Source organism: Rhodococcus sp. DK176, from assembly GCF_038447315.2.
Taxonomy (GTDB): Bacteria; Actinomycetota; Actinomycetes; order Mycobacteriales; family Mycobacteriaceae; genus Rhodococcus_F; species Rhodococcus_F jostii_A.
Genome location: NZ_CP118321.2, coordinates 7,192,871 through 7,218,382, shown reverse-complemented (window position 1 = coordinate 7,218,382; position 25,512 = coordinate 7,192,871). Strand labels below are relative to the sequence as shown.

26 protein-coding genes are annotated in these 25,512 nt (G+C 68.3%); 12 read left to right on the top strand and 14 right to left on the bottom strand.

Going from position 1 to position 25,512, the window contains the following annotated elements; translation table 11 throughout:
- The first annotated feature begins 85 nt into the window (after window positions 1-85).
- Genes PSR88_RS33585 through PSR88_RS33575 form a run of 3 tightly spaced genes read left to right on the top strand, consistent with a single transcriptional unit; the run spans window position 86 to window position 2,804 of the window.
- Entirely contained in the window at window positions 86-1,096 is a 1,011-nt protein-coding gene (locus tag PSR88_RS33585; RefSeq protein ID WP_011598451.1) for an alpha/beta hydrolase, read from the top strand.
- Window positions 1,093-2,478: a mycothione reductase gene (gene mtr, locus PSR88_RS33580; RefSeq protein WP_016880173.1), complete on the top strand. Its 1,386-nt coding sequence runs from the start codon at window positions 1,093-1,095 to the stop codon at window positions 2,476-2,478. The genes PSR88_RS33585 and mtr overlap by 4 nt, the downstream gene beginning before the upstream one ends.
- Window positions 2,475-2,804, top strand: a complete 330-nt coding sequence (locus tag PSR88_RS33575; protein WP_009479771.1) for a YnfA family protein — start codon at window positions 2,475-2,477, stop codon at window positions 2,802-2,804. Before mtr ends, PSR88_RS33575 begins: the two co-directional genes overlap by 4 nt.
- Before the next feature lie 30 nt (window positions 2,805-2,834).
- Here the strand turns inward: PSR88_RS33575 and PSR88_RS33570 are convergent, their stop codons facing one another.
- Window positions 2,835-3,401 carry an alpha/beta fold hydrolase gene (locus PSR88_RS33570; protein ID WP_011598449.1) on the bottom strand — a complete coding sequence of 189 codons (567 nt, stop codon included), beginning with the start codon at window positions 3,399-3,401 and terminating at the stop codon, window positions 2,835-2,837.
- Between the two features lie 103 nt (window positions 3,402-3,504).
- Between PSR88_RS33570 and PSR88_RS33565 the strand changes: the two genes are divergently transcribed.
- Together PSR88_RS33565 and PSR88_RS33560 are read left to right on the top strand one after the other, a co-directional pair.
- Window positions 3,505-3,867, top strand: coding sequence for a GntR family transcriptional regulator (locus PSR88_RS33565; RefSeq protein ID WP_016880172.1), 363 nt, complete (start codon window positions 3,505-3,507; stop codon window positions 3,865-3,867).
- The gene (locus tag PSR88_RS33560; protein WP_237723768.1) at window positions 3,864-4,700 is read left to right on the top strand and encodes an ABC transporter ATP-binding protein; all 837 of its coding nucleotides are present in this window, start codon (window positions 3,864-3,866) and stop codon (window positions 4,698-4,700) included. Before PSR88_RS33565 ends, PSR88_RS33560 begins: the two co-directional genes overlap by 4 nt.
- On the opposite strand, the gene PSR88_RS33555 is transcribed toward PSR88_RS33560, so the two are convergent.
- The 3 genes from PSR88_RS33555 to PSR88_RS33545 form a co-directional block, all read right to left on the bottom strand.
- A complete protein-coding gene (locus tag PSR88_RS33555) occupies window positions 4,697-6,235 on the bottom strand; it encodes a cobyric acid synthase (protein WP_016880171.1) in 1,539 nt (512 codons plus the stop codon). The two genes, PSR88_RS33560 and PSR88_RS33555, sit on opposite strands and share 4 nt — an antisense overlap.
- Window positions 6,232-7,089: a type I methionyl aminopeptidase gene (gene map, locus PSR88_RS33550; RefSeq protein ID WP_016880170.1), complete on the bottom strand. Its 858-nt coding sequence runs from the start codon at window positions 7,087-7,089 to the stop codon at window positions 6,232-6,234. Before map ends, PSR88_RS33555 begins: the two co-directional genes overlap by 4 nt.
- Before the next feature lie 61 nt (window positions 7,090-7,150).
- Window positions 7,151-7,858, bottom strand: a complete 708-nt coding sequence (locus PSR88_RS33545; protein WP_016880169.1) for a GntR family transcriptional regulator — start codon at window positions 7,856-7,858, stop codon at window positions 7,151-7,153.
- Between the two features lie 184 nt (window positions 7,859-8,042).
- Between PSR88_RS33545 and PSR88_RS33540 the strand changes: the two genes are divergently transcribed.
- From PSR88_RS33540 to PSR88_RS33525, 4 genes are read left to right on the top strand one after another with little or no spacing between them, the layout of a single operon-like run.
- Complete coding sequence (locus PSR88_RS33540; RefSeq protein WP_016880168.1) at window positions 8,043-9,080, top strand: 2-aminoethylphosphonate ABC transporter substrate-binding protein; 1,038 nt, start codon at window positions 8,043-8,045, stop codon at window positions 9,078-9,080.
- Window positions 9,040-10,251 (top strand): ABC transporter ATP-binding protein, encoded by a 1,212-nt coding sequence (locus PSR88_RS33535; protein WP_051004101.1) that lies wholly within the window; start codon window positions 9,040-9,042, stop codon window positions 10,249-10,251. Before PSR88_RS33540 ends, PSR88_RS33535 begins: the two co-directional genes overlap by 41 nt.
- Window positions 10,248-11,153, top strand: a complete 906-nt coding sequence (locus tag PSR88_RS33530; RefSeq protein WP_016880166.1) for a 2-aminoethylphosphonate ABC transporter permease subunit — start codon at window positions 10,248-10,250, stop codon at window positions 11,151-11,153. The genes PSR88_RS33535 and PSR88_RS33530 overlap by 4 nt, the downstream gene beginning before the upstream one ends.
- The gene (locus PSR88_RS33525; RefSeq protein ID WP_037195581.1) at window positions 11,128-11,913 is read left to right on the top strand and encodes an ABC transporter permease; all 786 of its coding nucleotides are present in this window, start codon (window positions 11,128-11,130) and stop codon (window positions 11,911-11,913) included. The genes PSR88_RS33530 and PSR88_RS33525 overlap by 26 nt, the downstream gene beginning before the upstream one ends.
- A 62-nt stretch (window positions 11,914-11,975) precedes the next feature.
- On the opposite strand, the gene PSR88_RS33520 is transcribed toward PSR88_RS33525, so the two are convergent.
- On the bottom strand, window positions 11,976-13,598 hold the full coding sequence (locus PSR88_RS33520) for an AMP-binding protein (protein WP_016880165.1): 1,623 nt from the start codon (window positions 13,596-13,598) through the stop codon (window positions 11,976-11,978).
- A gap of 109 nt (window positions 13,599-13,707) precedes the next feature.
- Here PSR88_RS33520 and PSR88_RS33515 point away from each other — a divergent pair, with 109 nt between their 5' ends.
- Both PSR88_RS33515 and PSR88_RS33510 read left to right on the top strand, forming a co-directional pair.
- Entirely contained in the window at window positions 13,708-14,583 is an 876-nt protein-coding gene (locus tag PSR88_RS33515) for a LuxR C-terminal-related transcriptional regulator (RefSeq protein WP_009479756.1), read from the top strand.
- 54 nt (window positions 14,584-14,637) lie between these two features.
- A complete protein-coding gene (locus PSR88_RS33510) occupies window positions 14,638-16,059 on the top strand; it encodes an APC family permease (protein WP_009479755.1) in 1,422 nt (473 codons plus the stop codon).
- A 16-nt stretch (window positions 16,060-16,075) separates the two neighbouring features.
- Here the strand turns inward: PSR88_RS33510 and PSR88_RS33505 are convergent, their stop codons facing one another.
- The 8 genes from PSR88_RS33505 to dxr all read right to left on the bottom strand — a co-directional run bounded on the left by PSR88_RS33505 (window position 16,076) and on the right by dxr (window position 23,884).
- On the bottom strand, window positions 16,076-16,504 hold the full coding sequence (locus PSR88_RS33505; RefSeq protein WP_011598439.1) for a hypothetical protein: 429 nt from the start codon (window positions 16,502-16,504) through the stop codon (window positions 16,076-16,078).
- A complete protein-coding gene (locus PSR88_RS33500; RefSeq protein ID WP_011598438.1) occupies window positions 16,501-16,998 on the bottom strand; it encodes a GyrI-like domain-containing protein in 498 nt (165 codons plus the stop codon). Before PSR88_RS33500 ends, PSR88_RS33505 begins: the two co-directional genes overlap by 4 nt.
- A 1-nt stretch (window position 16,999) precedes the next feature.
- Window positions 17,000-17,305 (bottom strand): hypothetical protein, encoded by a 306-nt coding sequence (locus PSR88_RS33495; RefSeq protein WP_009479752.1) that lies wholly within the window; start codon window positions 17,303-17,305, stop codon window positions 17,000-17,002.
- 157 nt (window positions 17,306-17,462) lie between these two features.
- Complete coding sequence (locus PSR88_RS33490) at window positions 17,463-19,277, bottom strand: penicillin-binding transpeptidase domain-containing protein (protein ID WP_011598436.1); 1,815 nt, start codon at window positions 19,275-19,277, stop codon at window positions 17,463-17,465.
- A gap of 53 nt (window positions 19,278-19,330) precedes the next feature.
- Window positions 19,331-20,167, bottom strand: a complete 837-nt coding sequence (locus PSR88_RS33485; protein WP_009479750.1) for a GNAT family N-acetyltransferase — start codon at window positions 20,165-20,167, stop codon at window positions 19,331-19,333.
- Between the two features lie 94 nt (window positions 20,168-20,261).
- The gene (gene ispG, locus PSR88_RS33480; protein ID WP_005259330.1) at window positions 20,262-21,419 is read right to left on the bottom strand and encodes a flavodoxin-dependent (E)-4-hydroxy-3-methylbut-2-enyl-diphosphate synthase; all 1,158 of its coding nucleotides are present in this window, start codon (window positions 21,417-21,419) and stop codon (window positions 20,262-20,264) included.
- Between the two features lie 41 nt (window positions 21,420-21,460).
- The gene (locus tag PSR88_RS33475; protein ID WP_016880164.1) at window positions 21,461-22,681 is read right to left on the bottom strand and encodes a M50 family metallopeptidase; all 1,221 of its coding nucleotides are present in this window, start codon (window positions 22,679-22,681) and stop codon (window positions 21,461-21,463) included.
- A 6-nt stretch (window positions 22,682-22,687) separates the two neighbouring features.
- Window positions 22,688-23,884 (bottom strand): 1-deoxy-D-xylulose-5-phosphate reductoisomerase, encoded by a 1,197-nt coding sequence (gene dxr, locus PSR88_RS33470; protein ID WP_011598434.1) that lies wholly within the window; start codon window positions 23,882-23,884, stop codon window positions 22,688-22,690.
- An 81-nt stretch (window positions 23,885-23,965) separates the two neighbouring features.
- Here dxr and PSR88_RS33465 point away from each other — a divergent pair, with 81 nt between their 5' ends.
- Window positions 23,966-24,235: a DUF2631 domain-containing protein gene (locus PSR88_RS33465; protein ID WP_009479745.1), complete on the top strand. Its 270-nt coding sequence runs from the start codon at window positions 23,966-23,968 to the stop codon at window positions 24,233-24,235.
- 79 nt (window positions 24,236-24,314) lie between these two features.
- Here the strand turns inward: PSR88_RS33465 and rlmN are convergent, their stop codons facing one another.
- Window positions 24,315-25,424 carry a 23S rRNA (adenine(2503)-C(2))-methyltransferase RlmN gene (rlmN, locus tag PSR88_RS33460; RefSeq protein ID WP_005240549.1) on the bottom strand — a complete coding sequence of 370 codons (1,110 nt, stop codon included), beginning with the start codon at window positions 25,422-25,424 and terminating at the stop codon, window positions 24,315-24,317.
- Between the last annotated feature and the right edge of the window lie 88 nt (window positions 25,425-25,512).

Here is a 25,512-nt window from a genome sequence, read left to right as displayed (position 1 = left end):
AGGTTACCCGCGCGTATGAGCGAGAATCACCTGCCCCAATTGTGCGCCTCCCCGCGCCCCCGAATCGCACATTAGATTGTGATCTGTGACTACATGGGCTCCCGACGTTCTCGGCGACGGATATCAGCAGCTGACCATTCCTCTCGGCACCGACCCGGACGGCGAGGGGGAGGTGAAGGCGACGCTGATCCGCTACCAGCCCGCGCAGGAGACGAAGAAGACCGGCCGCGCCGTGCTCTACGTCCACGGGTTCACCGACTACTTCTTCCAGAAGCACCTGGCCGAGCACTTCGCCGAACAGGGTTACGCCTTCTTCGCGCTCGATCTGCGCAAGTGCGGCCGCTCGCTCGAACCCGGCCAGACGCCGCACTTCGTCTCCGATCTGACGCTGTACGACGCCGAGCTGAACGAGGCGTTGCGCCAGGTCCGGGAACAGACCGGTGACGGGGAGGTCCTGCTGGTCGCGCATTCGACGGGCGGTCTGGTACTGCCGCTGTGGCTGCACCGCCTGCAGCGCAGGCCGGGCGGCACCGCCGCACTCGGCATCAGCGGGGTCATCCTCAACAGCCCGTGGTTCGACCTGCAGGGACCGTCGTATCTGCGGAACGTGGGAACGGTGGCCGTCGACGCGGTCGGGCGCGTCAAACGCAAGTCGATCATCCCGAAGACCGGGCTCGACACGTACGGCGTCAGCCTGCACGTGGAGGGCAACGGCATCTGGAACTACAACCTCGACTGGAAGCCGCTGAGCGGTTTCCCGGTGACGTTCGGGTGGCTGCGTGCGGTGCGCCGCGGGCACGCCCAGCTGCACCGCGGTCTCGACATCGGGGTTCCCGCCCTGATCCTCCGGTCCAAGGCGTCGTACTTCGCGCCGCGGTACGACCCCAGGGTGGACACGGCCGACGCCGTCCTCGACGTCCGGCAGATCGCCCGCTGGGCGGGGTGCCTCGGTGACCGCACCACGATCGTGCCCATCGCGGGCGCCCGGCACGACGTGTTCCTGTCCGCCGACCAGCCCCGGGCGGAGGCGTTCGCCGAAGTGGACCTCTGGCTCGACTGGTTGCACGGCCACAACGCTGCGGAGGCCAACCGATGACACATTTCGATCTGGCGATCATCGGTTCGGGTTCCGGAAACTCGCTGCCCGACGAACGGTTCGCCGACAAGACGGTCGCGATCCTGGAGGAGGGCACGTTCGGCGGGACGTGCCTGAACGTGGGTTGCATCCCGACGAAGATGTTCGTCTATGCCGCGGAGGTGGCCCGCACGGTCGGCAATTCCGCGAAGTACGGCGTCGACGCAGAGCTCGAGGGGGTGCGCTGGCCGGACATCGTCAAACGGGTCTTCGGCCGCATCGACCCGATCTCGGCAGGCGGGGAACGCTACCGCGCCGAGGACAGCCCGAACACCGCGCTGTTCCGCGGGCACGCGACGTTCGTGGGCCCACGGACCCTCGACACCGGAACCGGGGAGGTCATCACCGCCGACCAGGTGGTGATCGCGGCCGGGTCCCGGCCGATCATTCCCGACGTGGTCCGGGAATCCGGTGTGCGGTACTACACGAACGACGACATCATGCGGTTGCCCGAGCTGCCCGAGCGCATGGTGATCATCGGTGCGGGATACATCGCCGCCGAGTTCGCGCACGTGTTCTCCGCGCTCGGCACCCGGGTGTCGCTGATCGCCCGCAGCTCCCACCTGCTACGGCATCTCGACGAGGACGTCTCCCGCCGGTTCACGGATCTCGCCCAGAAGAAATGGGACGTGCACCGCGGCAGCACCGTCGCTGCCGTGCGCCGCGACGGTGACGGCGTCGTGGTCGAACTCGAGGACGGCACCGTCGTCTCGGGTGACGTTCTCCTGGTCGCGACCGGGCGGCAGTCGAACGGGGACGCCATCGGGGCCGCCGCCGGCGGCATCGACCTCGACGACGAAGGACGCGTCGTGGTCGACGACTACCAACGAACCAGTGCCGAAGGCGTTTTCGCGCTCGGTGACGTCTCCTCGCCGTACCAGCTCAAGCACGTCGCCAACCACGAGGCGCGAGTGGTTCAGCACAATCTCCTGCAGGACGCGTGGACGGACACGTCGGGTCTGCGCGTCTCGGACCATCGGTTCGTACCCGCCGCCGTGTTCACCGACCCGCAGATCGCGCACGTCGGGCTGACCGAGGCCGAGGCCCGGGAGGCAGGCTGGGACATCACGGTGAAGGTGCAGGCGTACGGCGACGTCGCCTACGGGTGGGCGATGGAGGACGACGAGGGGTTGTGCAAGGTCATCGCCGAACGCGGCACCGGTCGTCTGCTCGGTGCGCACGTGATCGGCGCGCAGGCGCCCACGGTGATCCAGCCGCTGATCCAGGCAATGAGCTTCGGGCTGACGGCGCAGCAGATGGCGCGGGGGCAGTACTGGATCCACCCGGCGCTGCCCGAGGTCGTCGAGAACGCTCTCCTCGGCCTCGACCTACCGGCCGAGTGACGGTCGCCAAGTCCGTCGCGCTGTTCGCCGTCGCGGCGCTGTTCGAGATCGGCGGTGCGTGGCTGGTGTGGCAGGGCGTCCGCGAGCACCGGGGCTGGATCTGGATCGGCGCCGGTGTGGCGGCGCTCGGTGCGTACGGGTTCGTCGCGACGCTGCAGCCGGACGCCCACTTCGGCCGCATCCTCGCCGCGTACGGCGGGGTGTTCGTCGCGGGCTCGCTGATCTGGGGCATGGTGGCGGACGGTTTCCGCCCGGACCGCTGGGACGTCTCGGGCGCCCTTATCTGTCTCCTGGGCATGGCCGTCATCATGTACGCCCCACGCTGAGCACGGTCGCGCTCGGCGTGGGGCCGGCATCTACCAGGGGCTGGTACGGAGAACGATCTCGGTGGCCAGCTCCGCCGCCGCCGCGGCTGGGACGTTGGTGACGTCGTCGAGTTGTACGACGCGGAAGTCGGAGTAGACGAAGCGGCCGCTCGCGTCCGCCTCGGCACGCCGGTCGGGGCTGCCGACCATCACCGTCGTGGGGAGTTCGACCGGCGGGCAGTCGGATCCGCGCACCGCACCGGCGGAGTCGGGTGCCGCCGGATGCCCCCGGTCGGCCACCACGAGGCTGGCGAAGCGTCCGAACTGGCGAGCCGCCAGCGACCACGCCAGTTCGGCTCCTTCCCGGCTGCCGACGAGGTTGACCCACCCGACCTTCAGTTCGTCGAGGAGAGCCATGATCGTCGTCTCGTCGAGACCGGTGATGTCCTCGGGCACGATCGTGCGCAGATCGGAATTGTGCAGGCGCTCGCAGACGCCGTCGTAGACATCCGGTCCGTCGCCGGCCCCCGGCAGTAGGAGAACGGTGTGTTTGCTCTCCGGTCCGTCGATGCGGACCGTGCAGGTTCCATTTCCCACCGCCACGTGCGTCAGTTCCATGGGCTAAAAACTACGCGATCGGGGACGTCCTGCGCTCGGACCTCCATGGTTCCATGGTTCATTACATGAGTAATGAACCGATCAACCGACGAGGCGGGCGTCGATGATCGACAACGGCAGACCGCTGTTCCAGCAGATCGCAGAACTCATCGAGAACTCGATCATCGACGGAACCCTTCCCGAGGAAGGCCAGGTGCCGTCCACGAACGAGCTCGCCGCATTCCACGGGATCAACCTGGCGACCGCAGCCAAGGGACTGAATCAGCTCGTCGCCGACGGGATCCTCTACAAGAAGAGGGGAATCGGAATGTTCGTCACCTCCGGTGCCCGGAACGCGCTGCGCTTCCGGCGACGCGAGCGGTTCGCGCGCCAGTTCATCGACCCGCTCGTCACCGAAGCGGACAAACTCGGCGTCAGCATCGCCGAACTCGAGGCCATGCTCGACCAACGGGAGGGAGCACGATGATCGGCACAGCATTCGACACGAAGACGGTCGCCTCGGCGCGGGGCCTCGGCAAGCGATTCGGCGACTTCGTCGCACTCGACGGGATCGACTTCTCCTTGCAGGAGAACAAGATCTACGGCCTCCTCGGCCGCAACGGCGCCGGCAAGACCACGCTCATGCAGATCTTCACCGGCCAGGAGTTCCAGACTTCGGGCGCGGTCGAGATCTTCGGTCACGCTCCGCACGAGAATTCCCGGGCACTCACCGACGTGTGCTTCGTCAAGGAGAGCCAGAAGTACCCGGACGACTTCAAGGTCGGGCACGTCCTCGCGACCGCACGGCACCTACTCCCCCAGTGGAACGAGGAGTTCGCACAGACACTGCTGGAGGATTGCGATCTTCCGTTGTGCCGCAAGGTGAAGAAGCTGTCGCGGGGGATGACGTCCGCGCTGGGTGTGACGGTCGGTCTGGCCTCCCGCGCACCGCTCACCCTGTTCGACGAGCCGTATCTCGGCCTCGACGCGGTGGCACGGCACCTCTTCTACGACCGGCTTCTCGTCGACTACGCCGAACACCCGCGCACGGTCGTGCTCTCCACACACCTCATCGACGAGGTCAGCGACCTGATCGAACACGTGATCCTGATCGACAAGGGACGGATCGTCCTCGACGAGGACACCGACGCGCCACGCGAAGGCGCCGTCGTCGTGATCACCTTGCAGAAGTGGTGGCCGGACATCGGCCACTGGTTCGCCGACGCGCCCCGGTCGGTGCCGATGGTGTGGCTGCCGGCACTGGTCGCGGCGGCGGGGATCGTCGCGGCGTGGGCGCTCGTCCGCCGCGCGACGGCCTAACTCACCAGGGTCGACGCGATGGCCGGGAGGCCTTCCGGGGCGCCTGCGCCGAGGAGGTCCTCCAGGGCGCGGAGATCGAGGTTCTGCTCCACCAGATCCGCCAACAGATCGAGTTGAGCGGTCCGGATCGCGGCGACATCCGTGTCGGGTGCGGTGACGAAACCGGTTCTCCCCGCGTGTTCGGCCACATCGTCCAGCAGGAGGCGGCGGAAACGGTCGGTCTCGAGCAGTCCGTGCCAGTGCGTGCCGTAGACGGCGCCGCGGATACTGCCTTCCGCGGCGCCGCTGCTCGCGTGGAGCAGGGGCTGGTCGCCGTTGCGCCGCACCCGGCCGTGATGGATCTCGTACCCGGACACCGGAACTCCGTGGGCGTTGCCGCGCACCTGCGCGAGCACCTTGTCCGGGGCGAACTCCACCTCGAGGTCGAGCAGTCCGAGACCGGGCACCGCACCCCGGCCGGATTCGACGTCGTCGACGATCACGGACCCGAGCATCTGGTAGCCGCCACACACGCCGAGCACCGGACCGCCGCGTTTCGCATGCGCTGCGATCGCATCCGCGATGCCGTTGCGGCGCAACCACTCCAGATCCGACACGGTCGACTTGCTCCCGGGCAGGACGATCAGGTCGGTGTCCTGCAGCCGCGACGGATTGGTGATCCAGCGCACCGACACCCCGGGTTCGCACGCGAGCGCCTCGACGTCCGTCGAATTGGAGATGCGGGGCAGGCGGATCGCGGCCACCCGCAGCCAGTCGTCGCCGATCGGTGGCGCCGGACGTCCGACCGGGGCGTCCCCCACGACACCGAGCGAATCCTCCGCGTCGAGCCACAGGTCCTCGGCGAAGGGAATCACCCCGAGCGTCGGGCGTCCCGTCACGGCCGTCAGCTGCTCGAGGCCCGGCCCCAGCAACGACACGTCGCCGCGGAACTTGTTGATCACGAATCCCGCGATCAACGCCTGGTCGTCCGGTCCGAGGACCGCCACGGTGCCGAACAGGTGGGCGAGCACTCCACCGCGGTCGATGTCGCCGACGACGATCACCGGCAGGCCGGCGGCCCGGGCGAGCCCCATGTTGGCGAGGTCGGTGGCTCGCAGGTTGATCTCGGCGGGTGACCCCGCGCCCTCACAGATCACGACGTCGTAGTCGGCGCGCAGCGACGCCAGTTCCTCGGCCACCACCGCACGCAGGTGCTGCCGATGCTCGATGTAGTCGCGGGCGCCGACGGACGTGACCGCGCGGCCGCGCACCACCAGTTGCGACGTGCGGTCGCTCCCCGGTTTCAGCAGGACGGGGTTGAAGCGGACACTCGGCTCGAGTCCGCAGGCCGCGGCCTGCAGAGCCTGCGCCCGGCCGATCTCGCCGCCGTCCAGCGTGACGACGGAATTGTTCGACATGTTCTGCGCCTTGAACGGCGCCACCCGGACACCTCGCCGCGCGAGCATCCGGCACAGTCCCGCGACGAGCACACTCTTGCCCGCGTCGGACGTGGTGCCGGCGACGAGCAGGGCGCCCTTCCACCTGCTCTCGCTCAAGGCAGGGTGAGGATCTCGTTGCCGGTCTCGGTGACCACGATGGTGTGCTCGAACTGAGCCGTCCACTTGCGATCCTTGGTGACGACGGTCCAGTCGTCGTCCCAGATCTCCCAGCCGATGTCGCCGAGGTTGATCATCGGTTCGATCGTGAACACCATGCCGGGTTCGATGACCGTGTCCACGGAGGGCTCGTCGTAGTGGAGGATGACGAGGCCGTTGTGGAAAGTGGTGCCGATGCCGTGTCCGGTGAAGTCGCGGACCACGCCGTAGCCGAAGCGGTGCGCGTACGACTCGATGACGCGGCCGATGACGTTGAGCGCGCGGCCCGGCTTGACCGCTTTGATGGCACGCATCGTCGCCTCGTGGGTCCGCTCCACCAGCAACCGGTTCTCCTCGGCGACGTCCCCGGCGAGGAACGTGGCGTTGGTGTCCCCGTGCACGCCGCCGATGTACGCGGTGACGTCGATGTTGACGATGTCGCCGTCCTGGATCACCGTCGAGTCGGGGATGCCGTGGCAGATCACCTCGTTCAGCGACGTGCAGCACGACTTGGGGAAACCCTTGTAGCCGAGCGTCGACGGGTAGGCGCCGTGATCGATCATGTACTCGTGCGCGATGCGGTCGAGCTCGTCGGTGGTGACACCCGGCGCCACCGCCTTACCGGCCTCCTGCAGGGCCTGCGCCGCGATCTTGCTCGCCACCCGCATGGCCTCGATGGTCTCCGGGGTCTGCACCCACGGCTCGTTGCCTTCCTTCGCCGTGGGCTTCCACGCGTACTCGGGACGCTCGATCCCCGCCGGTACGGCGAGGACGGGCGACACGGTTCCGGGGCTCAGTGCTGTGCGGACAGACATGGGTACCAGGTTAGCCCCGAGCACGACCCGGACGCCCCCGGACCCGTCGTGCGCGTCGACATCACTCCCGCAGTGTGGTGAGGAAGGCGATCCGGTCGCCGCGGTAGAGGGAACGCACCCGTTCGATCGGGACGCCGTCGGTGTCGAGCGAGACACGATGGAGCCGCAGCATCGGCATCGCGGTGGTCGAGTCGAGCAGCGCGGCCTCCCGCGGGGAGGCCAGCACCGTCTCGATCCGCTCGGTCGCCGACGCGAACACCACGCCGGTCTCGCGGATCGCCGCGTACAGCGAGGTACCCGGGTCGAACGTGCGCGCCATCTCCCCGAACCGGTCTGCCGGCAGATGGGTGCTTTCGAGCCCGATCTTCTCGTCGTCCGCGAGCAGGACGCGTTCGAGGTGGATCACCGCCGCGCCGAACGCCAGACCGAGCGCCTCGGCGAGGTCCGCGTCGGCACCGAGTTCCTCGAAGGTCACCAGTTCGCGCCCGGGCACCCGGCCCTGACTGACCGCACCCTCGGTGTAGGAACGCAACGACAGCGGCTGCACGAGCTTCGGGCTGGCGACGACGGTGCCGCGGCCGCGACGTTCGACGCGACCCTCGACCAGCAGTTCGTGGATGGCCTGCCGCACCGTCTCGCGGGACACCGTGAACCGCAGGGCCAGTTCCCGCTCCGCAGGCACCGCGTCCCCCACCTCGAGCTCGGTGAGGATCGACTCGAGTTCGGTGCGGACCCGGTAGTACTTGGGGACGTTCGGCGTTGCCGTCATCGCGTGACGGTGCCGATCAGCACGGACTCTCCGGACGCGCTGCCGTCGTCGTTCATGCGGCCGAGCGTACCCGAAAAATGGTCTATACCAATTGTTCACCTGCCGTTCCCTTCGCAGTGGGCCACTGGTCTAGACCAAACGGCAAGCTCCGTTTCACAGTCTCCCTCATCGTTAGGAACCCGTCATGCGTCTTCGCCCCCGGATCGCCGCGGCCGCCCTGGCCGCGACCGTCCTCACCCTCGGAACCGCCTGCGGCGGAACCGGTACCGCCGCCGATTCAGGCACCGACACCGTCACCGTCTACAGCGCCGACGGGCTCTCCGGTTGGTACCAATCGCGTTTCGACGCCTTCACCGCACGGACCGGGATCGCGGTGAACCTCGTCGAGGCCGGATCCGGCGAAGTCGTCTCTCGTCTCGAGAAGGAACAGTCGAACCCGCAGGCCGACGTCGTCGTCACGCTGCCGCCGTTCATCCAGAAGGCCGACTCCCAGGGGCTGCTCGTTCCGAGCGGTGTCGACACCTCCGCGGTTCCCGCGGCGGAGAAGGACGCGGCCGGTCACCACGTTCCCGTCGTCGAGAACTACCTGTCCTTCATCGCCAACCCGGCGGCCTCGCCTGCTCCCCGCACCTGGGACGACCTGCTGTCCGACCAGTTCAAGGGCAAGATCCAGTACTCGACCCCCGGCCAGGCCGGCGACGGCACCGCGGTGCTGTTGCTCCTGCAGCACCTGATGGGCAAGGACGGCGCACTCGACTATCTCACCAAGCTGCAGGTCAACAACGTGGGACCGTCGTCCTCGACCGGCAAGCTACAGCCGAAGGTCAGCAACGGCGAACTGCTCGCGGCCAACGGTGACGTCCAGATGAACCTCACGTCCATCGCCGAGGACGGCTCGACATTCGACCTCTTCTTTCCCGCTGCCGCCGACGGCACCCGAACCACCGTTGCCCTGCCGTACGTGATGGGTCTGGCCAAGGGGGCGCCGCGCAGCGAGCAGGGCAAGCAATTGATGGAGTTCCTGCTCTCCGAGGAGTCGCAGAAGACCGTCGCCGACGATGCGCTCGGCATGTCGGTCCGCGAGGACGTGCGCGCCGCCGCGGGCGAGAGCGCCCCGGCGCGGGCACTGCAGGGGGTGCAGGTGTGGTCGCCGAACTGGAACGACGTACTCACCGAACTCGATTCGGACGTCGCCGCGTACCAGAAGGCCACCGGGAGCTGATCGTGTCGGGACTCCAGCCAGGCGGGCAGACCCGTCGTACACCACCGCGGTTCGCGGAGCCACCGATTTCTCCGCGCCGGCCATCACGTTCGACCGCGTCACCGTCGGCTACGGCCGCGGCAAGGGCGTCACCCACGCCCTGATCGACTTCAACCTGCGCGTCGGCCGCGGTGAGACGGTGGCCCTCCTCGGCCCCAGCGGGTCCGGGAAGTCGACCGCGCTCAAGGCGCTCGCGGGATTCGTCCGCCCCACTTCGGGTTCCGTGCGGCTCGGATCCCGCGACGTCACCGACCTACCGCCCGCGAAACGGGGAATCGGCGTCGTGGTGCAGTCGTACGCGCTGTTCCCGCACATGCGGGTGGCCGACAACGTCGCGTTCGGCCTCCGCTCCCATCGGGTGCCGCGCGCGGAGATCGGCGCGCGGGTGGCCGAGGCCCTCGACATGGTCGGCATGGCCGCCTATGGCAACCGCCTGCCCCGCGAGTTGTCGGGCGGACAGCAGCAGCGGATCGCGATCGCGCGAGCCCTGGCGATCCGGCCTTCGGTTCTGCTGCTCGACGAACCACTCGCCGCACTCGACGCGCAACTGCGCGAGAGCATGCTCGGTGAGCTCTCGCGGCTGCGGGCGGCGCTGCCCGACACCGCGATGCTCTACGTCACGCACGATCAGAGCGAAGCGCTGGCGCTGGCCGACCGGATCGCCGTCATGCGGAACTCCCGGCTCGCCGACATCGACACCGCCGAGAACCTCTGGAAGCGGCCGCCGAGCAGTTTCACCGCGGAATTCCTCGGCGGCGCGAACCTGCTGCCGTGCACCGTCACCCGGGTGATCGGGACGTCGGCGCTCGTGTCGATGGGCGGCGTGCCCGTCACCGCCACCGCCCCGCAACCCGACATCGGACACGTGGAGTGGGAGTCGGACCTGCCCGCGTTCCTGTGTGTCCGCCCGCACGCGGTGACACTGACGGCGCCCGGCACGCGGGGTTCGTTCTCGGCGCGGATCGTCTCGACGGTGTGGCGGGGATCGACCACGCGGATCACGCTCGCCGTCGACGACTTCGAGGGAGTGCAGGTGCACGCGGACGTGTCCGGTCACGACCAGCGTGGTCCGGGCACCGTCGTCGGCGTGCAGTTCCCGTCCGACGGCAGCGTCCTGGTGCCGGCGACGTGACCGCGACTCTCGAGCGTCCGCCCGCCGCGACGGCACCGCTCTCCCGCGAACGGTTCCGGTGGCGAGGCATCGCGTGGACGCTCCCACCCCTGCTGCTCGTACTCGGATTCGCCGTCTACCCGATGGCCCGGGTACTCACCGAATCCCTCGCCTCCGAGACCGGGTCCGGTCTGGACAACTGGTCCGCGGTGCTCGGCTCGGAACTGTTCCGCACAGCCCTGTGGCGGACGGTGCAGATCGCCGCCCTCTCCACCCTCGGCTGCCTGATCCTCGGCACGTTCCTCGCGCTCGTCCTGGCGTTCGTCCCGTTCACGGGATCGAAGGTCGTGGGACGGCTGATCGACGCGGTGCTGTCGCTTCCGTCGTTCCTGATCACGCTGGCGTTCACGTTCCTTTACGGCACCGCCGGGGCAGTGAACGCGCTGATCGCACGGATCACCGGCGCCGCCGACGGACCGCTGAACTTCCTCGGCACCCCACTCGGGGTGATCGCCGCGGAGGTCACGTTCTTCACCCCGTTCGTCGTCCGCCCCCTGCTCGCCGCGTTCACCCAGATCCCCCGCGAACAACTCGACGTCGCCGCCAGTCTCGGGGCGTCGCCGCTGCGGGTGCTCCGGACCGTGGTGATGCCCGAGGCGTGGCCCGCACTGCTGGCGGGTGGATCGCTGGTGCTGCTGCTCACCCTCAACGAGTTCGGCATCGCCCTGTTCACGGGCGCCAAGGACGTGGTGACGTTGCCCGTCCTGATCTACACGCGCGGCATCGTCACCTTCGACCTGCCGGGCGCCGCCGTGATCGCCACCGTCCAGGTGGCGCTGTCGCTGACCCTGTACTGCACATACCGATTCGTGTTCGCCACGCTGACGGGAGGCAGCCGTGCTGCTGTGGACGAGAAGGTCTAGAGCCCTGATCGTGGGCGTGTTCGCGGTCGTCGTGACCGTCGTGTTCGTGGCACCGATCGCCACCGTGGTCGCGGCCGCGCTGGCCGGGTCCTGGACGGGCCCGCTGCCGTCGGACCTCGGCGGCCGGAACTTCACGACGGCACTGTCCGACGAGAATTTCGCCAGTCTCACTGTCAGCCTGCAGACGGCGTTCGTCGCGGGTGCACTGGCACTGGTGGTCGGGACGTGGGCGGCACTGGCAGCGCGTGAGGCGCCGGCGTGGTTGCGCCGCATCACCGACGCGGCCTTTCACCTGCCGATCGCGATCCCGTCCGTGGCGATCGGTCTGGGTCTGCTGATCGCGTTCAACTCGCGGCCGCTCCTACTCGGCGGAACCAAGTGGATCGTCCTCCTGGCGCACACGATCCTCGTCCTGGCGTTCACGTTCAGTGCCGTCTCGGCGGCACTGGACCGGCTCGATCCGGCCTACCGGCAGGCCGCCGAATCCCTCGGCGCCGGTCCCACCCGGGTCCTGCTTCGGATCACGCTGCCGCTCCTGCTGCCTGCACTCGGCGCCGCCGCGGGCCTGTCGATCGCGCTGTCGATGGGCGAACTGGGCGCCACCGTGATGGTGTATCCAGCAACCTGGAAGACGTTGCCGGTGAGCATCTTCGGGCTCACCGACCGCGGTCGGGTCTTCCTCGCCGCGGCCGACACCACCCTCCTGCTGGCGGTCACCCTCCTCGCCCTGCTGGTCGTCGGCCGCATCCGCAGGCGCTGACGCACCCGTGCGTGGTTGACGAGTCCTGACACTCCTCAACCACGCACGGGCGGCGGAGCCGCCTACTTCTGGCGGAGCAGGTACCGCTGCACCTTGCCGCTGGGGGTCTTCGGCAGGTTGGGGACGAAGTGCACGGTGCGCGGGTAGGCGTGCGCCGCGAACTTCTTCTTCACCAGCGTCTGCAGTTCGACCTCCAGTTCGTCGGTCCCGTCGACGCCGTCGCGCAGGACGACGAACGCCTCGAGCACCTCACCGCGCAACTCGTCGGGCATCCCGACGACCGCAGCCTCGACGACCTCGTCGTGCATGACGAGCACACTCTCGACGTCGAAGGGCCCGATCCGGTAGCCGGCCATGATGATCACGTCGTCGTCGCGGGCGGAGAAGAAGAAGAAACCGTCCTCGTCGGTCTGCCCCGCGTCGCCGGTGAGGTACCAGCGACCGTCGGCGGTGAACCGCTGCGCGGTCTTCTCCGGAGCGTCGACGTAGCCGGTGAACCACATCAGCGGGCTGCTGTGCGTGTCGATCGCGACGCGACCCGGGGTGCGCGGCGGCGCGATCGCGTCGGAGTCGTCCTCGAGAACGGCGCACGCCCACCCCGGCAGCGGTTTGCCCATGGACCCGTCGCGCACCTCGTTCCGCAGTCCGTCGGCCCAGGAGTTGGCGATGAACATGCCGTGCTCGGTCTGGCCGTAGTGGTCGCGGACGAACACGTCCAGGTTGGCCTCGGCCCACGAGATCACGTCGGGGGTGAGCGGTTCACCCGCAGACGACGCGCGCCGCAGTTTCACCGTCTCGGGGATCGGCGTGGGGTCGGCCCGTAGGCTGCGGTAGACCGTGGGCGCGGCGGCGAAGTTGGTGACGCCGAAACGCTCCATCACCTGCCAGGTGAGGGGCGCGGAGAACCCGGCGTGCAGCAGGATGCTGCGAGTGCCCGCGGCGAGGGGCCCGAGCAGCGCGTAGTACAGGCCGTACGCCCAGCCGGGGTCGGCGGCGTTCCAGAACACGTCGTCCTTGCGGACGTCGAGGCCGAACTCCTGGTAGGCGTGGAACGACGCGAGCGCCCGCAGCGGCACCGGCACCCCCTTCGGTGTTCCGGTCGTGCCGCTGGTGAACAACTGGACGAGGGGGCCGTCGCCGCCGACCGTGACGGCCGCGCCCTTCACATCCGCGGCGTCGTGCGACTCCACGAGCGCCCCGAAGTCGAGAGCACCGGAGTCGGCCCCGCCCACGACGACGACCTGCCAGGACGCGTCCGCGGGGAGGTCCTCGCCGGGGGTCAGCTTGTCGAGCTGGCTGGCGTCGGAGACGACGACCTTGGCTCCGCTGGCACCCAGCCGGAACGCGATCGCCGGCGGCGCGAACGCGGTGAACAGGGGAACGTGGACGGCGCCCCGGCGCCAGATGCCGAGCAGCGCGACGACCAGTTCGGCCGACTTGCCCATCAGCGTCGCGACGTGATCGCCCGGCTCGACGCCGAGGTCGGCGAGTGCGGCGGCGAATCGGGTCGACTGCTCGCGCAGGTAGCCGTAGGTCAGGTCGGTCGACGACAGGTCCGATTCGACGACGGTGAACGCCACGTCGTCTGCGGGGTGTCGATCACACAGCAGTTCCGCGGCGGACGCCGTCGGCGTGTCGTACTGGTCCAGCAGCTCACGCACGCGTGCGGTGGGATCGGTGGTCATGCGGTACTCCTTGTGCTCTCATGGCCCGTGACAGATAGTCGGGCCGTCGCCCGAACTCACTACGGTTATGATCTAGCTCACAGACCGCTGTGACTACCCCCGGAAAGGGGTGACCGACTTGGTTGCTCGTGCACCGTCGCTGCTGCGCCCTCGGGACGGGGACGCGCTTCGCGGTGAGCTGCGCTCCATCGCAGCTCACGGCGTTGCGCCGGTCCTGTTCGGCGGCGAGGTCCAGGACGGCACACTGCACCTGAGCGAGTTCGTCGGCACCCGAACCAACAACCTCAAGGGCCTCGCGATCCCGCCGCGTTCCGGTCTCGGCGGCCGCGTCGTCGCCCAGCGCACGCCCGTGGCGGTCAACGACTACGGCCGCTCCTCGACCATCACGCACCACTACGACCGGCCCGTCCTCAGTGAGGGGCTCCGGTCCATCCTCGCGGTGCCGGTCATGGTGCGCGGCAGCTCGCGCGCCGTGCTCTACGCCGCCATCCGCGACTGCGCACCGATCGGCGACCGCACCGCCGACATCGTCGTCGCAGCGTCCCGGCGCCTCGGCACCGAGATCGCCATCCGGGACGAGGTCGATCGCCGCCTCGAGATGATGAAGACGCTCGACGTGAGCGGTGCCGGCGGCGCGACCACCGAGGAACTCCGCGACATCCACGCGGAGCTGCGGAGTGTCGCGCAGACCGTCACCGACACGTCGTTGCAGGCCCGCCTCCGCGGGCTGTCGCAGCGACTGGCGGGCATTCTGCGGCCGGACGCCGACAGTGCCGACGAGGACCCCGGCGTCCACCTCACCCCACGCGAGATCGACGTCCTGTCCCACGTGGCCCTGGGATGCACCAACAGTGAAGCAGCACAGCGCCTCTCGGTGGGACCCGAGACGGTGAAGAGTTACCTGCGCAGTGCCATGAGCAAGCTCGACGCACGGTCGCGGCACGAGGCGGTGGTCACCGCGCGCAGGCTCGGGCTGCTCCCCTAGCGAACACAGTCCTCTCGAACGAGGGACGCAGGCGGTAGCGAAAGGCGGTGGATCATGGGATCGACAGCGGACGCCACGAGTTCGAACGCACCGGATTCGAATTCGCCCGAACAGCCGAGCCTCAAGCGGGTGATGGGCCCGGGGCTGCTCCTGCTGTTCATCGTCGGAGACATCCTCGGCACCGGCATCTACGCGCTCACCGGAAAGGTGGCCAATCAGGTCGGGGGCGCGGTGTGGCTGCCGTTCCTGGTGGCGTTCGTCGTCGCGATCATCACCGCATTCAGTTATCTGGAGCTGGTCACCAAGTTCCCGAAGGCCGCAGGCGCCGCGCTGTACACGCACAAGGCGTTCGGGGTGCACTTCCTCACCTACATGGTCGCGTTCGCGGTGATGTGCTCGGGAATCACGTCCGCATCGACGGCGTCGCGGGCGTTCGCCGCCAATTTCGTCGAGGCGTTCGACCTCGACTTCTCCACCGGGATCGGCATCACCCTGCTCGGTCTCGGCTTCATGACGCTGGTGGGTCTCGTCAATTTCCGCGGCGTCAGCGAGAGCGTCAAGACCAACGTCGTGCTCACCTGCGTCGAGCTGTCCGGTCTCCTGATCATCATCATGATCGGGCTGTGGGCCCTCGGCGTCGGAGACGGCGACTTCTCCCGGGTGGCCACGTTCGACACCGGCGACCGATCCGCTCTCGGCGCGGTCGTCGCGGGCACCGCCCTCGCCTTCTTCGCGATGGTCGGGTTCGAGGACTCGGTCAACATGGCCGAGGAATGCAAGGAACCGAGCCGCATCTTCCCCAAGGTCCTGCTGACCGGACTGATCATCACCGGCTGCATCTACGTGTTCGTGTCGATCACCGCGATCGCTCTCGTGCCCGTGAGCGAACTCGGCGAGGGTGACACCCCGCTGCTGAAGGTCGTTGAGGCCGGGGCGCCCGGATTCCCGATCGGGATCTTCGCATTCATCACCATGTTCGCTGTCGCCAACACGGCGCTGATCAACATGCTGATGGCGAGCCGGTTGCTGTACGGCATGAGCCGCGAGGGCGTCCTGCCTCCCCCGCTCGGCAAGGTTCACGCCACGCGGCGCACACCGTACGTTGCCATCGTCTTCACCACGATCCTCGCCTTCGGCCTCATCACGTTCGTCGGCGAAGTCCCCGAACTCGGCGGTACCACCGCGCTGCTCCTGCTGGGCGTGTTCACCATCGTCAACATCACCGTGCTCGTCCTGCGCAAGCAACCGGTGGAGCACAAGCATTTCCGGGTACCGACCATCCTGCCGATCATCGGCGCACTCACGTGCGGCTTCCTCGTCACTCCTTTCGCCGACCGCCCCGCGGTGCAATACCAGATCGCGGGCGTACTCCTCGGAATCGGTGTCGTGCTGTGGGCCGGGACCGTCCTCGTGAACAAGAGGCTCGGCAAGGGCGGGCCCCAGATCGACCCCGAGAAACTCGCCGAGCACGAGTGACCCGCCCGGTCGCCGCTCAGCACAGCGAGAGGAACAGTTCGACGGACCCGTCCGGATGATGCACCTCGAGGTCTTCCGCGAAGGCGCGTTCGATCCGGCCGCGCGCCGCCGCGTAGTCGGCGACGCTCCACGTCTCGGCGAGCGCGTCCGGTTCCGATTCGTCCTCGCAACAGAATCGGGCGAAATAGCCGGAACGCACGCCGACCAGGACGTCGCCGGGCTCCATCTTGTCGGTCGAATCGCACGGGTATCCGACGACGACCGTGAACGTGCGCGGCGGCGGGGACGCCGCGTAGACGACGAAGATCTCGGAGCTCCCCCGATCCCTGATCCGCTCCAGCGTGTAGTCGACGAGTTCCCGGCCCGGCCCGGGACGTCCGGGTTTGCCTTCGGGAATGGTCAGGCCCACAAATGATTCGGCCTGCCTCTTGACGATCTCGATCATCGCTTCTCACCCATCGCACTCGACCCCATTACGCTCGACGGCGCCCCGGACTCGTACACGTGGATCGGAATGTACAGATCCACGGCATAGGCGTGGGGATACGCTTCGAGGTCGCCGGTGTACGTCCGCTCGATGTCGCCGTTCGTCTCCGCCTCGCTGACCTGCGCCCACAGCCGCAGCATCACGTCGGGAAACATTCCCCGCGAAGAGAACTTGGCGTACGTGCCGGGCGGTATCCGCGAAATGACGTGACCCCGTGTGGCGTCGTCCACCGTCGCGCACTCGTAGCCGACGATCTGGGTGTAATAGGACTCGACGTCGGGAGCGAAGTCGATGTAGGTGGACGCGAGCGGTCCCCGGATCTCGTGGTGGAGCACCCGCGTCCATGCGCGGTCCAGGCGAGGGTCGCTCAATTTCCCCAACGCCCGCTGGGGGCTTCGCACGGGCAGACCGGCCACCAGGGTCTCGCCGCGTTCGATGATCTCGAACCCCATGTCAGATCGCATCCTCGAGAACGTGTGCGTCGCGAACGCCGACGCAGGGCACCCCTCGAGCCCGCGCCAGCTGCATCGCCATCGCATCGGATGGCGAACAGAGTCCGTCCAGGACGTCCTCGGTCGCGATCGCGCAGACGACGTCGCCCTCACATTCGCTGATCGATTCCATTCCGCGGTCGGAAGCCCACTGCCGCAATGCAACCCACCGCGTCAGCTCGGTGCCGGCGCCCGGGCGCCCGACGAACAACACCCTCCGGGCGCCGTTCGCTGTCTCCACGCGGTTCATTTCCGCACTGATGGTCATGGTCCGACTTCCTGTCCACGTTGGCTTTTCGATCCCGGCTGTGCGGGTTCTTTCGTCTGCAACCAACTATGGACCGCCCCGGCGGCAGCGTCTGTCCACCGATCAGCCCCTGAACAGGATGAATTCCGCGTCCCCCGATCGGTGGACAGCGTCGGTGTCAGTACCCCTCGGGCAGCGCGGCGAACATGTCGCGGGTGACGGCGACGGCGTTGTCGGAACTGCCACCGCGCACCACCAGCGTCGCGAACGCGAGGTCGCCGCGGTAACCGACGAACCAGGCGTGCGAACCGCCCTCGACCTCCGCCTCACCCGTCTTGCCGTACACCTCGCCCTGGTCTTCGATCCGCTCCGCCGTACCGCTCGTCACCACGAGACGCATCATGCCGCGCAGCCCGTCGACCATCTCCGGGCTGATCTGGGGATGCTCGCCGTCGATCGTGGTTTCCCGTCCGGCGATCAACCGCGGCACGGGCGTCGAACCGTGTGCGATGGTCGCGGCGGCCAACGCCATCCCGAACGGGCTGACCACCACCTTGCCCTGCCCGAACCCGTCCTCGGTTCGCTGCACCAGGTCCTCCGCCGGCGGCACCGAACCCGAGTCGGTCGGCAGGCCCACCACTTCGTAGTCGGGCCCGATTCCGTACTGCGACGCCGCGACCGTCAGTGCGTCGGGCCGCATCTCGCTGGCGAGTTTCGCGAACGACGTGTTGCACGATCGGGCGAACGCCGTCGCCATCGGCACGGTGCCGAGCGCGAATTCGTTGTAGTTCGGGACGCTGCGCTCACCGATCTCGATGCGTCCCGGACACGGCACCATCGTGTCGGGGGTCGCGATGCCCGAGGAGATCGCGGCGCCTGCGGTGATGATCTTGAACGTCGAACCGGGCGGATACAGGCCGGTGAGCGCGACCGGTCCGTCCCTGTCCGCGGCCTTGTTCTGCGCTACGGCCAGGACGTCGCCGGTCGACGGCTGGATGACGACCATCATCGTCTGATCGGTGCGAGCATTGACGGCGTTCTGCGCCGCGATCTGAATGGGACGGTCGAGGCTGATCGAGAACGACGGGGAGGTCTGCGGCGCCGTCTCGGTGAGCACGTCCGTGTCCACCCCGTTCTGGTTGACCGTCACCACACTCCAGCCGGCCTTGCCGTCGACCTCGTCGATCACGGTCTTCTTCACCTGACCGACCAGATCGGGTGCGAAGTTCCGGTCGGTGGCCACGAGATCCGCCTCGTCGGACACGCTCACCCCGGGAATGGCGCCGAGCACGCCGGCGACCTGTTCGTAGTCGTCCGACCGCAGCCTCGTGACGAGGTAGTCGCCCTTCACCGCCGTCGCCGATTCGGCGATCGACTGCGCAGTGAGCGTGTTGTCGAACGTGGCGAGCGCCGACGCCAGGGACTGGGCACTGCCGATCACGTTGCCCGACTGCGCCGCATCGAGCTTCACGCGGTACACCACTCCGGGCACCAGGACGTCCGACCCGGAATGCTCGTTGACCCGCGCCCGCGGCGCGGCAGTGGACCGCAGCGACATCGTCTGCCGATCACCCAGCCGGGGATGGACGTTGGTGGAACTCCACCGCACGGCCCAGTCGCCGCCGCGCCGCCCCATCTGGAGTTCACCCGAATACGTCCATACCCGGTCCTTCGGCAGATGCCATTCGTACGTGTACCCGACGGTGGCCGTGTCACCGCTGACGTGGACGTCCGTCGTCCGGGCGTCGAGAGACTCGGCCTGCAGCGACGTCCACGCGGACTCGAGGGCCTGGCGGGCGACGTCGGGGCGGTCCGACAGATCGGCGGCCTGCTCCGAGTCCTGCTCGGCGAAGGCCGTCAGAAACGCCTGCGCGGCCGGTTCCGGACCGTCCGGTCTCGGCGTACACGCCGTGAGACCCACCGTCAGCACCGCGGCGCCGCACAGGGCGATCGACTGGACGACGCGTAAGCGAGAATATGGCCGCAGGTTCATCGCCGCCCATGGTATGTCGGCGGACACCGCCGACACGGTAGGCGGACAGCGAGTCAGTCCAGGAGAATTGTGGCGAACGTCGCGACCTGGCTGAAGCCGATGCGCGCGTACGCGCTGCGGGCCACCGTGTTGAAGCTGTTGACGTAGAGGCTGGCGATGCGGCCCTCGGCGATGACGGCCTCCGCGACCGTCGCGGTACCCGCCGCCCCGAACCCGTGCCCGCGATACATCGGATGCACCCAGACGCCCTGGATCTGCCCCACCCGCGAGGACACCGATCCGACCTCGGCCTTGAACACCACCTGACCGTCGTCGAATCTGGCCCACGCCCGGCCGGCGGCGATGAGATTGGCGACGCGGCGCCGGTACCCTCGTCCGCCGTCGTTGGCGCGGGGGTCGATGCCGACCTCTTCGATGAACATCGCGACCGCGGCAGGCAGGTACTGCTCGAGTTCGTGCATCCGCACCTGCCGGACCAACGGATCCGGGCGGCACTGCGGGGTACTCGCCAGCGCCAGCAGCGGCTGGTCGGGCCGGACCTCGCGGGCAGGCCCCCAATCCATCTCGAGCATCTCCCACAGCGGCAACGTCAGTTCGGCCCGGCCGACCAGCGACGAACACATGCGCGGGGTGCGACAGGCTCGGTCGGCGAACGCCCGCATGTCGTCGATGCTGCCGCGCAGCGGCACGAAATTCGCGCCCGAGAAGCACAACGATTCGAGCGGCCCGCCCCGACTCCACAACTCTCCGTGGATCATCCGGGGATCGACGCCGCCCTCTTCTACGCGAGCGGCAACCATGCAGGCGGCGACAGGATCGGCGTCGAGAACGCGGAGCACGTGTGCTGCGTCCCGACTGCTCAACTGTTTGGCACCGAGGAGCTTGAGCATCTACCCAACCTTGTCAGCTAGTGGACCTGCCCACCAGATTGCCATGAACTCGCCGGAAACGGGAGACGTTTCGTTGCCCGCTGCCTGCGCCGACTCAGCTGACCGTCACGACGGGTGATCCGGACGTCGCATCACCCTCCATCTCCTCGGCGATCCGCATCGCTTCCTCGATGAGGGTTTCGACGATCTGCGCCTCCGGCACGGTCTTGATGACCTTGCCCTTGACGAAGATCTGCCCCTTGCCGTTGCCGGACGCGACACCCAGGTCGGCCTCGCGGGCCTCACCGGGACCGTTGACGACGCACCCCATGACGGCCACGCGCAGCGGGATCTCCATGCCCTCGAGACCGGCGGTGACCTCGTCGGCGAGCGTGTACACGTCGACCTGCGCGCGCCCGCACGACGGGCAGGACACGATCTCGAGCTTCCGGGGCCGCAGGTTCAGCGACTGCAGGATCTGCGTGCCGACCTTGATCTCCTCGGCGGGCGGGGCGGACAGCGACACCCGGATGGTGTCGCCGATGCCGTCGGCCAGCAGCGCGCCGAATGCCACCGCCGACTTGATCGTGCCCTGGAACGCCGGACCGGCCTCGGTCACCCCGAGGTGCAGCGGGTAGTTGCACTGCGCCGCCAGCTGCCGATAGGCCTCGACCATGATCACCGGGTCGTTGTGCTTCACCGAAATCTTGATGTCGCCGAACCCGTGTTCCTCGAACAGTCCCGCCTCCCACAGGGCGGACTCGACGAGCGCCTCCGGCGTGGCCTTGCCGTACTTCTGCATCAGCCGCGGGTCGAGGGAACCGGCGTTGACGCCGATGCGGATCGGGATACCGGCGTCGCCCGCGGCCTTCGCGACCTCCTTGACGCGTCCGTCGAACTCCTTGATGTTGCCGGGGTTCACGCGCACGGCGGCGCAACCCGCCTCGATGGCGGCGAAGATGTACCGGGGCTGGAAGTGGATGTCGGCGATGACCGGGATCTGGCTCTTCTTCGCGATGGTCGCGAGCGCGTCGGCGTCCTCCTGCCGCGGGCAGGCGACGCGGACGATGTCGCAACCGGACGCCGTGAGTTCGGCGATCTGCTGCAGGGTGGCGTTGACGTCGTGGGTCTTGGTGGTGCACATCGACTGCACGGATACCGGGAAGTCGCTGCCGACACCGACAGTTCCGACCTGGAGCTGGCGAGTCTTGCGGCGGGGTGCGAGAACGGCGGCCGGGCCTTCGGGCATACCCAATCCGACAGGGCTGGTCACGTGGGTGCCTTCTTTCGTAGCTTCAAGTCCGAGTTTAGCGATCACTGGAAGAGCTTGATCGGGTTGACGATGTCGGCGGTCAGGGTGAGGAGCATGTATGCGCCGCCTATGACGATCACCACATAGGTGACGGGCAGAAGTTTCATGTAGTCGACGGGTCCCCCGCTGGGCAGTCCGCGCCTGCTGCGGAACCAGTCCCGGACCCGCTCGTACACGGTGACCGCCATGTGCCCGCCGTCGAGCGGCAGCAGGGGCAGGAGGTTGAACATCCCGAGGAAGAAGTTCAGGCTCGCGAGCAGCAGCACGAACGCTTCCCAGATGCCTTGTTCGGCGATCTGGCCGCCGATGACGCTGGCGCCGTACACGGAGATCGGGGTCTCCGGGTCGCGTTCTCCGCCCGTCACCGCGTGCCACAGGTCGACGGCCTTGCTCGGCATCTGCACCAGCCGCTCGGCGGTCATCACGAACATGTCACCGGTGAACTCGAGCGAAGCGGGCACCGCCGAGAGGGCCGAGTGCTCGACGACGCTCGGTGTCGCGCCGACGCCGATCGCGCCGACGGTCGCCTCGTGAGGTTCGGTCTCCCCCTCCTCCTGGACCCAGCGCTGCACCTGCTGGACCGGGACGACGATCGTCTGCTCTTCGCCGTCCCGCTCGATCGTGAAGTCCACCGGACCGGACAGCGAGCGCGTGGCGGCGGCCACGTCGGCGAACGTGGGCGTGTCCTTGCCGTCGACCGCGGTGATGACGTCGCCGGTCCGGATGCCCGCCTGCTCGGCGGGGCCCGGACCGGTGCACTCGGACAGGGCGTAGTCGGGGCCGGGCCCCTGGGTGGGCGCCGCGCACCCGACCGAGCCGACGACCGCATCGGTGGACCGGTTGAGGTCGGGCAGCCCCCACCCGACGGCGAGGACGTAGACCAGCACGAGCCCGAGGACGAAGTTCATGCCGATGCCGCCGGACATCACCGCGAGGCGCTTCCACGTCGGCTTCTTGTACATGGCCCGGTCTTCTTCGTCCGGTTCGAGTTCGTCCAGCGCCGTCATCCCGGCGATGTCGCAGAACCCGCCGAGCGGGAGCGCCTTGAGCCCGTACTCGGTCTCACCGCGCCGGAAGGAGAAGACCTTGGGTCCGAAACCGATGAAGTATCGGCGGACCTTCATGCCGGTGGCCTGCGCCACCCACATGTGCCCCGCTTCGTGAAGTGCGATCGACAGCGCGATCCCGAGGGCGAAGAGAACAACGCCCACTGCGAACACCATGCAGTTCTAGCCTTCCTGCTTCACGAGCTGACGTGCTCGCTCACGTGCCCAGCCGTCGGCGGCCAGTACGTCTTCCACGGTAGCCGGTGGCGCCGACCACTCGTCCGCCTCGGACAGCACGGAGGCGACGGTGCGGACGATGCGCGGGAACCGGATGATCCCGTCCAAGAATGCCTGAGCCGCGACTTCGTTCGCAGCGTTGTAGACCGCGGTGAGGCATCCCCCACCCTTGCCTGCCTCGCGGGCGAGGTCGACGGCGGGGAAAACCTGCGAGTCGAGAGGCTCGAAGTCCCAGGTGGACGCCGTGCTGAAGTCGCAGGCCGCGGCGGCGCCTGCGATGCGGTGCGGCCAGCCCAGCGCCAGGGCGATCGGAAGTTTCATGTCGGGTGGGCTGGCCTGCGCCAGCGTCGACCCGTCGGTGAACGTGACCATCGAGTGCACGATGGACTGCGGGTGAACGGTGACGTCGATCCGGTCGTAGTCGACGCCGAACAGCAGGTGGGTCTCGATCAGTTCGAGCCCCTTGTTGACGAGTGTCGCGGAGTTCAGCGTGTTCATCGGCCCCATCGACCACGTCGGGTGGGCACCGGCCTGCTCGGGTGTCACCGATTCGAGCCGATCGGCCGTCCAGCCGCGGAACGGTCCACCCGAGGCGGTGAGAACCAGCCGGTCCACCTCGTCCGCGCTGCCGCCCCGCAGACACTGGGCCAGCGCGGAGTGCTCGGAGTCCACCGGCACGATCTGCCCCGGAGCCGCCGCTGCTGTCACGAGGGGCCCGCCGGCGACGAGCGACTCCTTGTTGGCGAGGGCGAGCCGCGCACCGGACTCGAGCGCGGCCAGGGTCGGCTCCAGTCCCAGCGAACCGACGAGAGCGTTGAGCACGACGTCCGCTTCGGTGGTCCGCACCAGTTCGGTGACGGCGTCCGGTCCGCTCAGCACGCCGGGCCGAGCCAGCGATGCGGCCGCCGACGGATCCGCGACTGCGACGGAGGACACACCCGTCTCACGAATCTGCCGGTCCAGCAGTTCGACGTTTGCGCCACCGGCCGCGAGTCCCACCACCGTGAACTTGTCCGGGTTGGCGGCCACCACCTCCAACGCCTGGGTACCGATCGAACCTGTGCTGCCGAGCAGCAGGACGCGAGTGGGCCTGTTTTCATCCACCCACCCATTCTTCCTGATGAAATGCGGACCGCCCGCCATGGATGGCCCCGCTACATACGACGGGCGGTCGTATGTCACGATATGTCGAGTAGCGCAACCGAATCTGCAGGAGGATCGATCGTGGCCGGTACCCAGTTGGAGCCCTCGTCCAGCGACCCCATCGTGGCCGCACACGTCGACACCGCGGAGGTCCCGTCGGCAGCATGGGGCTGGAGCGGTGAGGCGCCGAAGACGTTCCGGTTCTTCGGATGGTTCTTCGCCGTGTTCCTGCTGCTCATGATCATCGGCAACCACACCGGCCTGGTCGAAGACCTGTGGCTGATCGGCTGCGCGGCCCTGATGGTCGCGATCCTCGTTCGCGACATCGTCCTGCGGCGTAAGCCCCGGTAACACCGAACCACGAACGAACCCCTCGCCCCGATCACTCGGGAACGAGGGGTTTCGTCGTTTCGGCCTGTTCGGTGGGAGCTCAGTTCTCGGCGGCGAGCTGCCCGCAGGCGGCGGCGATCTCCTGGCCGCGGGTGTCCCGGACGGTGCAGGACACACCCTGCGCCAGCACGCGCCGGACGAATTCCTTCTCCACCGGCTTCGGGCTCGCATCCCATTCACTGCCCGGCGTGGGGTTCAGCGGGATCAGATTCACGTGCACCAGCGGCCCGAGCGCCTTGCGCAGCTTCTTGCCCAGCAGGTCGGCGCGCCACGGCTGATCGTTCACGTCCCGGATCAGCGCGTACTCGATCGAGACGCGGCGGCCGGACTTGTCCGCGTAGTAGCGGGCGGCGTCGAGGACCTCCGCGACCGACCAGCGGTTGTTCACGGGGACCAGGGTGTCGCGCAGTTCGTCGTCGGGGGTGTGCAGAGACACGGCCAGCGTGACGCTGAGGTCCTCGTCGGCGAGCTTGCGGATCGCGGGCGCCAGACCCACCGTCGACACCGTCACGGAGCGCTGCGACAACCCGAGGCCGTCGGGGGCGGGTGAGGTGATGCGACGGACGGCGGCGACCACTCGCTTGTAGTTGGCGAGCGGCTCCCCCATCCCCATGAAGACGACGTTCGACAACCTGCCCGGACCGCCGTGGACGTCGCCGTCGCGCAGAGCGGCCGCGGCGGCACGCACCTGGTCGACGATCTCGGCAGTCGACAGGTTGCGTTGCAAACCGCCCTGACCGGTCGCGCAGAACGGGCACGCCATTCCGCACCCCGCCTGGCTGGAGATGCATAGCGTCGCGCGGTCGGGGTAGCGCATGAGGACGCTTTCGAGCAGCGTCCCGTCGTTCGCCTTCCAGAGCGTCTTGCGGGTGTCGCCGCCGTCGCAAGCCAGGTGCTTGACCGGGGTCAGCAGCGTCGGGAACAGGGCCGCGCCCACCTGCTCGCGCACGGCGGCGGGAAGATCGGTCATCTTCTCCGGATCCGCCTCGAGCCGCGCGTAGTACTGCCGGGCCAGCTGGTCGGCCCGGAACCCGGGCAGACCCAGCTCCTTGACGGCCTCCCGCCGCTCGGCGGAGTCGAGGTCCGCGAGATGCTTGGGCGGCATCCCACGCCGGGGCGCGGTGAAAACGAGGGGAAGCGAGACAGCCATAGTTTCTCCATTGTCCCATTGATTCGAGGGTCGTTGTCGTGCGGATGCCTGATCGACGTCGTTTCGCCGCCCGATGCGCATGCAGATC

What these genes read in the sequence shown, in the direction of transcription:
- PSR88_RS33520 (WP_016880165.1), bottom strand. Translation starts at nt 13,598, where the DNA reads ATGACCACCGATCCCACCGCACGCGTGCGTGAGCTGCTGGACCAGTAC.
- PSR88_RS33545 (WP_016880169.1), bottom strand. Translation starts at nt 7,858, where the DNA reads ATGACGGCAACGCCGAACGTCCCCAAGTACTACCGGGTCCGCACCGAA.
- PSR88_RS33485 (WP_009479750.1), bottom strand. Translation starts at nt 20,167, where the DNA reads ATGCTCAAGCTCCTCGGTGCCAAACAGTTGAGCAGTCGGGACGCAGCA.
- map (WP_016880170.1), bottom strand. Translation starts at nt 7,089, where the DNA reads ATGTCTGTCCGCACAGCACTGAGCCCCGGAACCGTGTCGCCCGTCCTC.
- mtr (WP_016880173.1), top strand. Translation starts at nt 1,093, where the DNA reads ATGACACATTTCGATCTGGCGATCATCGGTTCGGGTTCCGGAAACTCG.
- PSR88_RS33570 (WP_011598449.1), bottom strand. Translation starts at nt 3,401, where the DNA reads ATGGAACTGACGCACGTGGCGGTGGGAAATGGAACCTGCACGGTCCGC.
- PSR88_RS33565 (WP_016880172.1), top strand. Translation starts at nt 3,505, where the DNA reads ATGATCGACAACGGCAGACCGCTGTTCCAGCAGATCGCAGAACTCATC.
- PSR88_RS33510 (WP_009479755.1), top strand. Translation starts at nt 14,638, where the DNA reads ATGGGATCGACAGCGGACGCCACGAGTTCGAACGCACCGGATTCGAAT.
- PSR88_RS33490 (WP_011598436.1), bottom strand. Translation starts at nt 19,277, where the DNA reads ATGAACCTGCGGCCATATTCTCGCTTACGCGTCGTCCAGTCGATCGCC.
- PSR88_RS33495 (WP_009479752.1), bottom strand. Translation starts at nt 17,305, where the DNA reads ATGACCATCAGTGCGGAAATGAACCGCGTGGAGACAGCGAACGGCGCC.
- PSR88_RS33540 (WP_016880168.1), top strand. Translation starts at nt 8,043, where the DNA reads ATGCGTCTTCGCCCCCGGATCGCCGCGGCCGCCCTGGCCGCGACCGTC.
- PSR88_RS33560 (WP_237723768.1), top strand. Translation starts at nt 3,864, where the DNA reads ATGATCGGCACAGCATTCGACACGAAGACGGTCGCCTCGGCGCGGGGC.
- dxr (WP_011598434.1), bottom strand. Translation starts at nt 23,884, where the DNA reads ATGGCGGGCGGTCCGCATTTCATCAGGAAGAATGGGTGGGTGGATGAA.
- PSR88_RS33475 (WP_016880164.1), bottom strand. Translation starts at nt 22,681, where the DNA reads ATGGTGTTCGCAGTGGGCGTTGTTCTCTTCGCCCTCGGGATCGCGCTG.
- rlmN (WP_005240549.1), bottom strand. Translation starts at nt 25,424, where the DNA reads ATGGCTGTCTCGCTTCCCCTCGTTTTCACCGCGCCCCGGCGTGGGATG.
- PSR88_RS33500 (WP_011598438.1), bottom strand. Translation starts at nt 16,998, where the DNA reads ATGGGGTTCGAGATCATCGAACGCGGCGAGACCCTGGTGGCCGGTCTG.
- PSR88_RS33505 (WP_011598439.1), bottom strand. Translation starts at nt 16,504, where the DNA reads ATGATCGAGATCGTCAAGAGGCAGGCCGAATCATTTGTGGGCCTGACC.